The organism is Streptomyces sp. G7(2002) (assembly GCF_028870195.1).
Lineage (GTDB): Bacteria > Actinomycetota > Actinomycetes > Streptomycetales > Streptomycetaceae > Streptomyces > Streptomyces nigrescens.
This window is the reverse complement of the sequence record NZ_CP102609.1, coordinates 4,329,012-4,341,967: the sequence shown is the minus strand read 5'-3', so window position 1 is coordinate 4,341,967 and position 12,956 is coordinate 4,329,012. Positions and strand designations below refer to the sequence as shown.

Sequence of the window (12,956 nt, the reverse complement as noted above, 5' to 3'; positions counted from 1 at the left end):
GCCCCTGTGCGCCCTGAATGAGTCCCACCCTGCCCTTCCGCCGCTCGGGCCGCACTCCGTTTCTCTGCCGGCCCTCCCGGCAGGGAGCCATGTCCGCGATCCGTGCCCAGGACCGCATAGCTGACGCATCGTCAGATCGGCGCTACCGTATCCGCCATGGAGACCTTCCCCAAGATCATCTCGGTGGACGACCACACGGTGGAGCCCCCCAACGTCTGGCGGGACCGGCTCCCGTCGAAGTACCACGACATCGGCCCGCGCATCGTCCGGGCGCCCGTGAAGGAGATGACGTTCGTGGGCGGAAAGTTCGCCCCAAAGATGGGTGACAAGGGTGACGGCGGGCCCATAGCCGACTGGTGGGTCTACGAGGACCTGCACCGTCCGCTGACCCGTCTCGACACGGCCGTCGGCTACGCGCGCGACGACATCAAGCTCGAAGGCATCACCTACGAGCAGATGCGCCCGGGCTCCTTCAGCGTCCCCGACCGCCTGGCCGACATGGACGTCAACCACGTCCAGTCCGCCCTCTGTTTCCCCACCTTCCCCCGTTTTTGCGGCCAGACGTTCACCGAGGCCAAGGACCGTGAACTGGGCCTGCTGGGGGTGCGCGCCTACAACGACTGGATGGTGGAGGAGTGGTGCGGCCCGCAGGCGCGGGGCCGGCTGATCCCGCTCACTCTCGTGCCCCTGTGGGACGCCGAGCTGGCCGCCGCGGAGGTACGGCGCAACGCGGCCCGCGGCGTCCGCGCCGTCTGCTTCAGCGAGATCCCGCCCCACCTGGGCCTGCCCAGCATCCACACCGACTACTGGGACCCCTTCCTGCGTGCCTGCGACGAGACCGGCACGGTCGTCGCCATGCACATCGGCTCGTCCAGCAAGATGCCCTCGACCTCCGCCGACGCCCCGGCCGCCGTCGGCTCGACGATCACCTTCGCCAACTGCTGCTTCTCGATGGTCGACTGGCTGATGAGCGGTAAGTTCGACCGCTTCCCGAACCTGAAGATCATGTACGCCGAGGGTCAGATTGGCTGGATCCCGTACGTCCTGGAGCGCGCGGACGTGGTCTGGGAGGAGAACCGCGGCTGGGGCGGCGTCGCCGACAAGGTCCTCCGCCCGCCGTCCGAACTCTTCACCGAGCACGTCTACGGCTGCTTCTTCGACGACGCCTTCGGCCTGAAGAACCTGGACGCGATCGGCGTGGGCAATGTGCTGTACGAGACGGACTATCCGCACTCGGACTCCACCTGGCCGAAGTCGAGGGAGGTCGGGGAGTCCCAGATGGGGCACCTGGCGCCGGACGTCGTGGAGCGGATCGTCCGGGGCAACGCGATCTCGCTGCTGGGGCTGACGGGGGAGGGGCTGTGGGCGGGGGCAGGGGGTTGAGGTGTGGGCGTGTGCTGACGGGGAAGCGGTGGCCGGTGGCGGGCTGAGGCTGCGCCGCTTCCCGTGACGGAGTCCCGGCCCCGGCACCCCGCCCCTTGCCCGATGAGGCTTCAGGCACGACGATGTCCCGCGCAAGCTATGTGACGGTGTGTCAGATATAGCTGGAGGGCCGGTGGGCGGCGTGCGTGATGGGGTGTGGCGTCCGGAGGACGGGCGGCTGGTGTGGGGGATGCAGTTGCCGGTGCAGTCGCAGAGCACGCTCTTTGCGGAGGGCTGGGAGGCGGCTGCGGGGCCCGTTGATCTGGTCGAGATCGCGCGGGTGGCGGACCGGTGCGGGTTCGCGTACGTGGCCTGTTGTGAGCATCTGGCGATTCCGCGGCGGCTGGCCGAGGCGATGAGCACCGTCTGGTACGACCCGGTGGCGACGCTCGCGCATCTGGCGGCGGTCACGGAGCGGGTCCGGCTGCTCAGCCATGTCGCGGTGGTCGGGCTCCGGCATCCGCTGATCACGGCCAAGCAGTACGCGACGCTGGACCGGCTCTCCGGCGGGCGGCTGATCCTCGGGGTGGGTGCCGGGCACGTACCGGAGGAGTTCGAGGCGCTCGGGGTGGACTTCGGGCGGCGTGGGGCGGTGCTGGACGAGACCGTCGAGGCGCTGAAGGTGGCGCTGGGGCCGGACGAGTTCCCCAAGTTCACGGGGGAGCGGTTCGCGTTCGAGGGGCTGGGCCAGGCGCCGCGGCCCGTGCAGACGCCGCGGCCGCCGATCTGGGTGGGCGGCTCCTCGCCCGCCGCCGTACGCCGGGCCGCTGAGCGTGGCGACGGCTGGCTCCCGCAGGGCGACCGGCGCGAACAGCTGCCCGGACAGATCACCAGGCTGCGGCGGCTGAGGGAAGCGGCCGGAATCGAGGAGCCGGTCGTGATCGGCACCATCGCCGAGCCGCTGTACGTCGGCGAGCCGGGGTGGGCGGTCGGCCGGCGGACGCTGTCCGGGGCGCCGGAGCGGATCGCCGACTCGCTGCGGGAGTACCGCGCGATGGGCGTACAGCAGATTCAGGTGCGGTTCCGCAGCCGGAGCCGCGAGGAACTGACCGATCAGATGCTGGCGTTCGGGGCGGAGGTCGCGCCGTTGCTCAACGGCTGAGGGGCTGAGGGGCTGAGGGTGGTGGGGCAGGTGGCCACCCGTAGGCGGCCCCCCGTACGCCCCGCCCCGGGCGCTCGGCCAGGCGGTTCGGCGGACGTTCTCACCAGTGGAGGAGTGGCAGGCATGGGCAAGCTCGACGGGCGGGTTGTCATCGTCACGGGTGCGGCGCGTGGGCAGGGGGAGCAGGAGGCGCGGCTGTTCGTCGCGGAGGGTGCGCGGGTGGTGCTCGGGGATGTGCTGGACGCGCAGGGCGAGGCGCTCGCCAAGGAGCTGGGGGAGGGCGCCGCGCGGTACGTCCATCTGGATGTGACGCAGGAGGCGGACTGGCAGGCCGCGGCCGTCGCCGCCAAGGATGCCTTCGGGAAGATCGACGGGCTGGTCAACAACGCGGGGATCCTGCGCTTCAACGAGCTGGTGTCGACGCCGCTGGAGGAGTTCCAGCAGGTGGTGCAGGTCAATCAGGTCGGCTGCTTCCTGGGGATCCGTACGGTGGCGCCCGAGATCGAGGCGGCCGGTGGCGGCACGATCGTCAATACCGCCTCCTATACGGCGCTGACGGGGATGGCCTTCGTCGGTGCGTATGCCGCGACCAAGCACGCGGTCCTCGGGCTGACGCGGGTCGCCGCGGTGGAGCTGGCGGCCAGGAAGATCCGGGTCAACGCGGTGTGCCCGGGGGCGGTGGACACCCCGATGACCAACCCGGCCGCGCTCGACCCGGGCATCGATCCGGCGGAGTCGAAGCGGGCCGTGGACGAGCTCTACCAGAAGCTGGTGCCGCTGGGGCGGATCGGGCAGCCGGAGGAGGTCGCCAAGCTGGCGCTCTTCCTGTCGTGCGAGGACTCGTCGTACATCACCGGGCAGCCGTTCGTCGTCGACGGTGGGTGGCTGGCCGGGGTCAGCATCATCTGACTGAACGTCAGGTCCGTGCGGTGGCGGCTATTGACGCTCTCCGTGCGCGGTGGAACAGTCGGCACATCGAATCTGACGGTACGTCAGATATGGCCATCAGGGACGGTGAACCTCCTTGGAATTCGGGCTCTTTGTACAGGGATATGTGGGCAAGCGGGCCGAGACCGACCCGCTCGCGGAGCACAAGGCGCTGATGGAGGAGACCGAGTACGTCATCCAGGCGGACAAGTCCGGCTTCAAGTACGCCTGGGCGTCCGAGCACCACTTCCTGGAGGAGTACTCGCACCTCTCCGCCAATGACGTCTTTCTGGGGTATCTGGCGCACGCGACCGAGCGGATCCACCTGGGATCCGGCATCTTCAACCCGCTCGCGCAGGTCAACCACCCCGTCAAGGTCGCCGAGAAGGTCGCCATGCTCGACCATCTCAGCGAGGGCCGCTTCGAATTCGGCAGCGGACGGGGCGCCGGCAGCCACGAGATCCTGGGGTTCCTGCCGGGCATCACCGATATGAACCACACCAAGGAGATCTGGGAAGAGACCATCGCCGAGTTCCCGAAGATGTGGCTCCAGGAGGAGTACCCCGGGTTCCAGGGCAAACACTGGCAGCTGCCGCCGCGCAAGATCTTCCCCAAGCCGTACGGGGCCTCGCACCCGGCGATGTGGTACGCGGCCGGCTCGCCGTCCTCGTACGCCATGGCGGCGAAGAAGGGCCTGGGGGTCCTCGGCTTCAGCGTGCAGAAGGTCTCCGACATGGAGTGGGTGCTGGAGCAGTACAAGACCGCGATCCGGGACGCCGAGCCGATCGGTGACTTCGTCAACGACAACGTGATGGTGACGTCGACGGCGATCTGCGCCGAGACGCACGACAAGGCCGTGGAGATCGCGGTCAACGGGGGACTCAACTACCTCCAGTCGCTGGTCTTCCGGTACCACGACACCTTCCCCCGGCCCGAGGGCATCCCCGAGTGGCCCGAGCTGCTGCCCGACTACACCACCGAGATCATCGAGCTGCTGATCGCCGAGGAGCTGATGATCTGCGGCGACCCGGACGAGGTGCTCGGGCAGTGCAAGCGCTGGGAGCAGGCCGGCGCCGACCAGCTGAGCTTCGGGCTGCCGATCGGGGTCTCGTACGAGGACACGATGAACACGGTCAAGCTCATCGGCGAGCACGTGATCCCGAAGATCGACACGGATCCGGTGCACCGCACGACCCGGTTCCGGCCGGCCGCGGGCAGCTGAATTCCGCAGAGGGGAAGGGGCGCACACCGTGCTCGACCATCTGATCAAGGGCGCGACCGTCGTGGACGGGACGGGCACGCCCTCGTACACCGCCGATGTCGGCATCCGTGACGGCCGTATCGCCGTCGTCGTGCCGCCCGGCACCGTCACCGAGGAGGCGCGGAGCAGCGAGGACGCCACCGGGCTCGTCCTCGCCCCCGGCTTCGTCGATCCGCACACCCACTACGACGCACAGCTCTTCTGGGATCCGTACGCGACGCCCTCGCTCAACCACGGGGTGACGACGGTGGCGGGCGGCAACTGCGGCTTCACGCTCGCCCCGCTGAACCCGGCGCGGCCCGCCGACGCCGACTACACCCGCCGGATGATGTCCAAGGTCGAGGGCATGTCCCTGGTGGCACTCGAGGAGGGCGCGCCCTGGTCGTGGAGCTCCTTCGGCGAATATCTCGACGCCCTGGAGGGGCGGATCGCCGTCAACGCGGGCTTCATGGTGGGGCATTGCGCACTGCGCCGGTACGTCATGGGGGAGGACGCCGTCGGCGGGCAGCCGACGCCCGCGCAGCTGGAGCGGATGCTGGCGCTCTTCCACGAGGCGATGGCGGCCGGGGCGTGGGGTTTGTCCACCACCCAGTCCGCCACCCACTCCGACGGGGACGGACAGCCGGTCGCCTCCCGGCACGCCGCGCCGGCCGAGCTGCTCGCGCTGTCGCGGGCCGTCGGTGAGCACGAGGGCACCCAGATCGAGGCGATCGTGGCCGGCTGCCTCGACCAGTTCAGCGATGCCGAGATCGAGCTGCTCGTCGAGATGAGCGCGGCGGCCGGGCGGCCCCTGAACTGGAATGTGCTGACCATCGACGCGGCCGTGCCCGAGCGGGTGCCGCGGCAGCTGATCGCCAGTCAACGGGCCCGGGAGGCGGGCGGCCGGATCGTGGCCCTGACGATGCCGATCCTCACCCCCATGAACATGTCCCTGGGCACCTTCTGCGCCCTGAACCTGATCCCCGGATGGGGCGACATTCTGGGCCTGCCGGTCCCCGAACGGATCGAGAAGCTCCGCGACCCCGGGGTCCGGGCCGAGATGCTGCGGCGCGCGGGCAGCAAGGAGGCGGGTGTCTTCCGGCGGCTCACCCACTTCGGCCGGTATGTCATCGGGGACACCTACTCCCCGGCGAACGAGGGCCTGACCGGGCGCGTCGTACAGGACATCGCGGCCGAGCGCGGCCAGGAGCCCTTCGCGTGCCTGGTGGAGATCTGCGCCAACGACCAGCTGCGGACGGTCCTGTGGCCGATGCCCACCGACAACGACCCGGACTCCTGGGCGCTGCGCGCCGAGACCTGGCAGCACGAGGACGTGCTGCTCGGCGGGTCGGACGCGGGGGCGCATCTGGACCGAATGTGCGGCGCCCCCTACACGACGCGCTTCCTCGGCGACTGTCTGCGCGGCCGCAAGCTGATGGGTCTCGAACAGGCCGTGAAGATGCTCACCGACGACCCCGCACAGCTCTTCGGCCTGCGGGAGCGGGGACGTATCGAGGAGGGCTGGCACGCCGATCTCGTCCTCTTCGACCCGGAGCGGATCGACGCGGGCAAGGCCACGCTCGTGCACGATCTGCCCGGCGACAGCCCGCGCCTGGATTCCAAGGCGATCGGCATCAACGCGGTGTGGGTCAACGGCGTCGAGACGATCCGCGAGGACGTGGTGACCGGCGCGGTCCCGGGGACGGTACTGCGGTCGGGGCGGGACACGAGGACGGTGAGCACGAAGTGACGGGTGTGGGGCGGGGACAGGCGAGGGGCGAGTGAGGCCATGGTGAGCGTGGGACGGAGTGCGGGCGAGGGGACGGGTGAGGCGATGGTGGGCGTGGGGCGGAGTGCGGGCGAGCGGCAGCCTGGAGTGCGGCGCGTGGGGCGGAGCCTGGGTGGCTTGCGGTGCGGCGCGCCGGGCGCGGTGGCGGTGAGCGCCAAGTGACGTCCCCCGGGCGGCTGTTCATCGGCGGGGCGTGGGTCGAGCCCGACGGCGGCCACTACGAGGTCATCGACCCGGCGACGGAGGCGGTCGTCGGGCTCGCGCCCGAGGCGAGCCGGGAGCAGGTGTACGAGGCGGCGTCCGCGGCGGGCGAGGCCTTCCAGGCCTGGTCCCGTACGGCGCCGCAGCGGCGTGCCGAGATCCTCGACCGGGCCGCGGAGGTGCTGCAGCGCGACTTCGCGGCGCACGCCGAGCTGGCGCAGGCGGAGAGCGGTGCGACGACCGGCACGGCGCGCGGCATGCAGGTGGCGGTGGCGGTGGCGCGCTTCCGGCGCTATGCGAAGGGGGCGCTGGAGCCCGTGGAGCAGGGGCTTCCGCCGCAGATCAACGAGGCCGGGCCGATGGGGAAGGCGGGTGTGCTCGGAGCCCTGGCGGTACGGCAGCCGGTTGGCGTCGTCACCTGCATCACCTCGTACAACAACCCGTGGGCCAACCCGGCGGGCAAGGTCGCCCCGGCCCTGGCGATGGGCAACACCGTCGTGGTGAAGCCCGCCCCGCAGGACCCGCTGTCGGTGTACCGGATGGCGGCGGCGCTCGCTGAGGCGGGGGCGCCACCGGGGGTCGTGAACGTCGTCAGCGGCGCCTCCCCGGCGGTCGGCGAGGCGGCCGTGGACGCGCCGGATGTGGACATGGTGAGCTTCACGGGCTCGACGGCCGTGGGGCAGCGCATCGCCGAGGTGTGCGGCCGCGGTATGAAACGCCAGCTCATGGAGCTGGGCGGCAAGGGTGCCGCGGTGGTCTTCGACGACGCGGACCTGGACTCGGCGGTGGCTGGCATCGGCACGACGTACTCCTTCTACAGCGGGCAGATCTGCACCGCGCCGACGCGGGTGATCGCGCAGAGAGGGGTGTACGAGGCGCTGGTGGAGCGGCTGACGCGGTACCTCGGGCGGCTGACGGTCGGCGATCCCCGCGCGCCGGGGACGGTGGTCGGACCGGTGATCTCGGCCGCGCACCGCGACCGGATCGAGTCGTATGTGGAACTGGGCAGGAAGGAAGGCGCCCGGGTCGTGGCGGGCGGCGAACGGCCGTCCGTGCCGGAACGCGGCTTCTATGTCGCGCCGACGCTGCTGGCCGACTGCACCAGGGACATGCGGGTCGTACGGGAGGAGATCTTCGGCCCGGTGGTCGTCGTCCTGCCCTTCGACGAGGAGGACGAGGGGGTGGCCCTCGCCAACGACAGCGACTACGGGCTCATCGACTACGTGTGGTCCGGCGATGTCGCCCGCGCCTTCCGGGTGGCACGGCGGCTGCGGGCCGGAGGGGTCGGGGTGAACACCGTCGGACGGAACATGGAAGCGCCGTTCGGCGGCTTCAAGAAGAGCGGGGTGGGGCGCGACGTGGGCTCGTACGCGCTGCATGCGTACAGCGAGTTGCAGTCGATCGTGTGGCCGGGGTGAGTGGGGTTGGGTGAGTTGGGCTTGTTGGGGTGAGTGGGTTGGGGTGAGTGAGGGTGGGGTGAGCGGGGTTGGGGTGAGCGGGGCCGGGTGGTGCTGACCGTCGGCAGGGGGACTCACGGGCTCCTCCGACGGACGGGCAGTGCGGCCGTTCCGTCCTGCCAGTCCTGCCAGTCCCGCCTGTCCTGCCAGTCCGGCCTGTCCCGCCAACCCCGCGGTGACGCCCCGGACTACGCTGCTCTGATCGTCACGCCCCGGGCCAGGAGCCGGCTGGGACGGAGACCGAACATCGCGTGGAATGCGCTGCTGAAATGGGAGGGGCTGGCGAACCCCGCCTCCACGGCCGCCGTGCTCAGATCCGGCCAGGTCTCCAGCAGGAGCGCCACCCGCAGCATGCGCGTCCACAGGCGGTAGCGGCGGAAGGTCGTCCCCGTCTGGGCGCGGAAGAGCCGGAGGAACGTCGATACGGACAGGCCGGCTTCCACCGCCAGTTCCTCCGCCGAGAGCTGCCGCCCCGGGTCCTCCGCCAGCCGCAAGGTGGCCTGCCGGATCCGCGGGTCCCTGGCCTCCGTGCGGTCGTCCGGACCGGCGAGGTCCAGCCAGCGCAGGGCGGCCGGAAGCGGGGTACTCCCGTCCATCTGCGCGGCCAGCCGCGTGAGCGGGAGTTCGTTGCCGTGCCCCCGGGCGAGCTCGGCGCTCCCGCTCATCATCCGACGGCACGCCCGCTCCCGTGGCGAGGCGGGGTCCAGGTAACAGAACGCCATCCGGTTCCCGTGGGAGACGATGCGGTGCCGCACCCGGGCCGCTATCAGTGCGGTACGGGCGACCTGGCGGGTGCCGTTCTCCAGCTGGACCGTGAACTCCTCGTCCACACCCACCGCCAGACAGCTCACCGAGCCGGAGTGGATGTCCAGCGCCAGGGACGGTCCCACGTACAGCGCCTGACCGGGCCACAACCACAGCGCGGCCGGCACACCGCACGTTTCTGAAAGCGGCACCGATGGCATGCAGGCATGCTAGCCAGCACTTCGACCACCCTTCCCACCTCTTGGAATGACACATGTGGCTCGACCGCGTCACCACTGCTCTGCTCCTCCTCGTCGGGTTGGTGAACCTCCTGCCCGGCGTCGTCGCCTTCGCGCCGTCGAAGATCACGACGGCGTACGGAGTGCCTGCCGAGGGCCCCGGCTCCGCCGATCTGACGGTGCTGCTGCGCCACCGGGCCGTCTTACTGGGGCTCGTCGGACTCGCCCTGCTCTGCGCGGCGTTCGTCCCGTCCTTCCACCTCCCTGCCGTCACGGCCGGGGCGATCAGCATGGGGTCCTTCCTGTTGCTCGCTTACTCCACACCGGGTCTCCACAGCGCCACGATGCGCGTGGCACGCATCGACATAGCGGCGATCGTGGTGCTGGCCGTCGCCGCCGTCCTCATCTTGCGGAAGAGCGCCTGAGCGTCCGGTACGCGGAGGCACGCCGGGCGTCGCTCACCGTCCGCCGCTCGCCGCGCCCGGTCGGCCTAAGCCGGTCGGGCTCAGCCCCAGCGGCCCAGGAAGACCGGGTTGGTCATGGCGGCCATGGGGCCCGGCAGGCCCGGTGTCGTCGAGGGGTGGCGGACTTCCGCGCGTATGTAGGCGGCGTAATCCGGGGTGGTCCGCCAGCTGACGGTGCCCTCGCCCGAGGGCGGCAGCGGGGTGGAGTACAGCCGCCCCTGGTCGGTGACGAAGGAGACCGTGCACCCGGGGGCGCCGGAGACCGTCAGCCGCGCGGTGACCTTCGTCGTACGGGATACCGCCAGGCGCTCGGCGATTCCGGCGTGTTCGCCCCGCTCACCGGTGACGGAGAAGGACAGACCGACCTTCGACGACTCGGCGATCCAGACCCGGCCGGCCCGGATGCCGTCCTGCAGCGCCCGGCGCGAGAGATCGTCGGCGAGCACCACGGTCTGCGGCAGGCCGACGACATCGGGGTCGCGATGGGCGTCGCTGTGGCCGACGGCCGGCAACCAGTCAGCGCGGCCCTGGGTGTGGGCGACCAGGGTGTTGTCCCACTCGGCCAGGGTGATCTCGTCATCGGGGGTGTACGGGCCGTTCCAGACCTCCACCGCATCGGCTTCGTTCAGCCCGAACTTCCAGTTGCAGCCGATGCAGGTGGCGTGCGGATGGGCCGGGATGACCAGGCCTCCGGCCCGGCGGATGGCGCGCGCGAACTTCCCGAAGGCGTTGTCGCGGGCACGGTAGCGCCAGTCGATGAAGACCCCGGGGTCGGTGCCCAACGCCACCACGTGCCCATTACGGGTGGTGACCTCCTCGCCGGTCAGGATCAGCAGGTCATCGCCCCACAGACCGTCCCAGGCACCGTGCGCGGAGGTGGTGTTGTGCTCGGAGGTGTTGATGAAGTCCAGTCCGGCGGCGCGGGCCAGCGCGGCGATCTCGGCGGGGGTGCGCTTGCCGTCGGAGTGGACGGAGTGCAGATGGCTGTCGCCGCGGTACCAGGCGCGGCCCCGGCCCCGGGCGCGCTCGGGCGGATGGACGGGCGCCGGGGTGTGGCCCCGGGGGCCGTACTTCAGGGTGATCGTGACGTCGTAGGGCAGCCCTTGCGGGGCGACGGTGTACGGGCCGAGGGCGATGTGCCAGGTGCCGGCGTTGACGGGGCCCGGGAGGTAGCCGGGGGTGGCCTCGTCGGCGCGCAGGAAGAACTCCGTCCGTGCCCCGCCCGACCAGCCGCGGAAGCCGGCGCCGCCGAGGTCCGTGCCCCGTTCGTCGAAGATGCCGATGTCGCAGGCGTTGCCGGCCGTGCCCTCGGGGACGGTGGGTCTGTCGTAGCGGTAGGCCACCGCGATCTCGCACACCCCGCGCGGTACTTCCACCGGCAGATACACGAAGTCGGGTGAGCCCGTGGGCAGATGGCCGGTGACCCGCCGGGTCTGCTCGCCCGGCCCGCCTCCGGGCCGGCCGCCCGCGGGCGCTGCGTCGGCGAAGCTCACACGTCCGAGCGTAAGCGCGCCCGTCGCGCCCGCAACCGCCGAAAGTCTCAGTACATCGCGTCGTTCCATCCCCGCCCCCCACGCCGTGTCATGTCCGATGTGTGCCGCCTCGCGGCAGGCTCGTTGCGCCGTGTGAAAACTGTTGTACGCGGGTGCGACACCGAGGGAAAGGGCTGTGGATAACCGTCGGGCGGTGAGGCACCATGCGGTCACGCACACGCCCGACGCGGAGGTGTCCCAGCATGCGGATCGCGACCACGATCTTCCTGACCGACGAGACGATCCGGCCGGACCGGCTGGGCCGCGAGCTGGAGCAGCGCGGATTCGCCGGTCTCTATCTCCCCGAGCACACCCATATCCCGGCCAGCCGGGACACCCCGGCTCCCATGGGCGAGCCGCTGCCCCGTGAATACGGCCGAACCCTCGATGCGTTCATCGCGCTCGGCCAGGCAGCCGCGGTCACCGAGCGGCTCGCCCTCGGCACCGGCATCACCCTCGTCTCCCAGCACGACCCGGTCGACCTCGCCAAGCAGATCGCGACCCTCGACTTCCTCTCCGGGGGCCGCTTCACCCTCGGCATCGGCTATGGCTGGAACGTCGAAGAGGCCGCCGACCACGGGGTGGAGTGGTCGACCCGGCGCGAGCTGACCCGCGACCGGGTGGCGCTGATGCGCGCCCTGTGGGCCGCGGAACCGACCGCGTACAAGGGCACATTCGGGTCCGTACGGGCGTCCTTCGCGCACCCCAAGCCGGCCCACGGCGCGCCACGCATCCTCCTCGGCGGCGCGGCCGGACCCAAGCTCTTCGGGCAGATCGCCGAGTACGCGGACGGGTGGCTGCCGATCGGCGGGCGGGGGCTGACCGAGACCGTTCCGGTGCTGCGGCAGGCGTGGTCGGACGCCGGGCGCTCGGGTGAGCCGGTGGTGGTGCCGTACGCGGTCCACCCGTCGCCCGGGAAGCTGGCGCACTACCGCGAGCTGGGCCTGCAGGAGGTGGTGCTGCAGCTGCCACCGGCCGGGGAGGCGGAGGTACTGCGGACGCTGGACGACTTCGCGCAGTACTTGTGACGCACGGCAGCGCACCGTACCGGATGGGTGACGACGGGCGGGCGCGTCCCGGAGGCAGCCCCTTGCGGGAGGCCTGACGGACCGCGGAGGCCTGACGGACCGGGGCGGCCTGACGGACCGGGGGCGACCGCACCGGGCGCGCCCTAGGACCAGCGGTGTACGGCCCTTCCCGTCCGGGCCGGTACCGGAGACCGATTCGCATCCGCCCCCTCCGGTCGTAGCGTCGAAGGTGAGGACCCGTTGAGCCACCCGCAGTCAACGGTCCAAGGAGATCGGTCCACGGTCCAGAAGACCGAGGGTCCGAACGATCCCGCAGATCAGGGACCACGTCGATCAGGGACCACGTCGATCAGGGACCGCGTCGGTCACGGGACCAGAGAGATCAAGGAGACCCCATGCCTCGCCTCGACCACACGATCGTCCACAGCACCGACCGTTTTGCCTCCGCCCGTTTCCTGGCCGATCTGCTCGGCGTCCCCGAGCCCAAGGCGTTCGGCCCCTTCGCCGCCCTCAAGCTGGACAACGGTGTGGCCCTCGACTACGCCGAGCATGTCGCAGGCGGCGAATTCGTCCCGACGCACTATGCGTTCCTGGTGACCGAGGAGGAGTTCGACGGGATCTTCGGCCGTATACAGGAGCGCGGGCTGTCCTACTGGGCCGACCCCATGCACTCCAAGCCTCAGGAGATCAACACCCGGGACGGCGGCCGCGGTGTCTACATCCTTGACCCCGATGGCCACAACATGGAGTTCCTGACCCGGACGTACTCGGACGAGCTGCTGGCCAGTATGTAAGCGTGCGGTGCGCCGCC

The 12,956-nt window shown here is 70.8% G+C and carries 11 protein-coding genes; 9 read left to right on the top strand and 2 right to left on the bottom strand.

Going from position 1 to position 12,956, the window contains the following annotated elements:
- Nucleotides 1-156: 156 nt before the first annotated feature.
- The 6 genes from NUT86_RS18020 (at nt 157) to NUT86_RS17995 (ending at nt 8,099) form a co-directional block, all read left to right on the top strand.
- A complete protein-coding gene (locus NUT86_RS18020; RefSeq protein ID WP_274736380.1) occupies nt 157-1,383 on the top strand; it encodes an amidohydrolase family protein in 1,227 nt (408 codons plus the stop codon).
- 229 nt (nt 1,384-1,612) lie between these two features.
- Nucleotides 1,613-2,524, top strand: coding sequence for an LLM class F420-dependent oxidoreductase (locus NUT86_RS18015; protein WP_274740527.1), 912 nt, complete (start codon nt 1,613-1,615; stop codon nt 2,522-2,524).
- Nucleotides 2,525-2,647: 123 nt separating this feature from the next.
- Complete coding sequence (locus NUT86_RS18010; protein WP_159487829.1) at nt 2,648-3,433, top strand: SDR family NAD(P)-dependent oxidoreductase; 786 nt, start codon at nt 2,648-2,650, stop codon at nt 3,431-3,433.
- A gap of 115 nt (nt 3,434-3,548) precedes the next feature.
- Nucleotides 3,549-4,673, top strand: a complete 1,125-nt coding sequence (locus NUT86_RS18005) for an LLM class flavin-dependent oxidoreductase (RefSeq protein WP_274736377.1) — start codon at nt 3,549-3,551, stop codon at nt 4,671-4,673.
- 28 nt (nt 4,674-4,701) lie between these two features.
- Entirely contained in the window at nt 4,702-6,441 is a 1,740-nt protein-coding gene (locus NUT86_RS18000) for an N-acyl-D-amino-acid deacylase family protein (RefSeq protein WP_274736375.1), read from the top strand.
- Between the two features lie 197 nt (nt 6,442-6,638).
- Nucleotides 6,639-8,099, top strand: coding sequence for an aldehyde dehydrogenase family protein (locus NUT86_RS17995; protein WP_274736373.1), 1,461 nt, complete (start codon nt 6,639-6,641; stop codon nt 8,097-8,099).
- 227 nt (nt 8,100-8,326) lie between these two features.
- On the opposite strand, the gene NUT86_RS17990 is transcribed toward NUT86_RS17995, so the two are convergent.
- Entirely contained in the window at nt 8,327-9,103 is a 777-nt protein-coding gene (locus NUT86_RS17990; RefSeq protein WP_274736371.1) for a helix-turn-helix domain-containing protein, read from the bottom strand.
- Nucleotides 9,104-9,156: 53 nt separating this feature from the next.
- On the opposite strand from NUT86_RS17990, the gene NUT86_RS17985 reads away from it, so the two are divergent.
- Nucleotides 9,157-9,546 (top strand): hypothetical protein, encoded by a 390-nt coding sequence (locus tag NUT86_RS17985; RefSeq protein ID WP_266445475.1) that lies wholly within the window; start codon nt 9,157-9,159, stop codon nt 9,544-9,546.
- Nucleotides 9,547-9,626: 80 nt separating this feature from the next.
- On the opposite strand, the gene NUT86_RS17980 is transcribed toward NUT86_RS17985, so the two are convergent.
- Nucleotides 9,627-11,147, bottom strand: a complete 1,521-nt coding sequence (locus tag NUT86_RS17980) for a CehA/McbA family metallohydrolase (protein WP_274736368.1) — start codon at nt 11,145-11,147, stop codon at nt 9,627-9,629.
- Nucleotides 11,148-11,320: 173 nt separating this feature from the next.
- Between NUT86_RS17980 and NUT86_RS17975 the strand changes: the two genes are divergently transcribed.
- A complete protein-coding gene (locus tag NUT86_RS17975) occupies nt 11,321-12,145 on the top strand; it encodes a TIGR03619 family F420-dependent LLM class oxidoreductase (RefSeq protein WP_274736366.1) in 825 nt (274 codons plus the stop codon).
- 395 nt (nt 12,146-12,540) lie between these two features.
- Nucleotides 12,541-12,939 carry a VOC family protein gene (locus tag NUT86_RS17970; protein WP_018092251.1) on the top strand — a complete coding sequence of 133 codons (399 nt, stop codon included), beginning with the start codon at nt 12,541-12,543 and terminating at the stop codon, nt 12,937-12,939.
- The last annotated feature ends 17 nt before the right edge of the window (nt 12,940-12,956 follow it).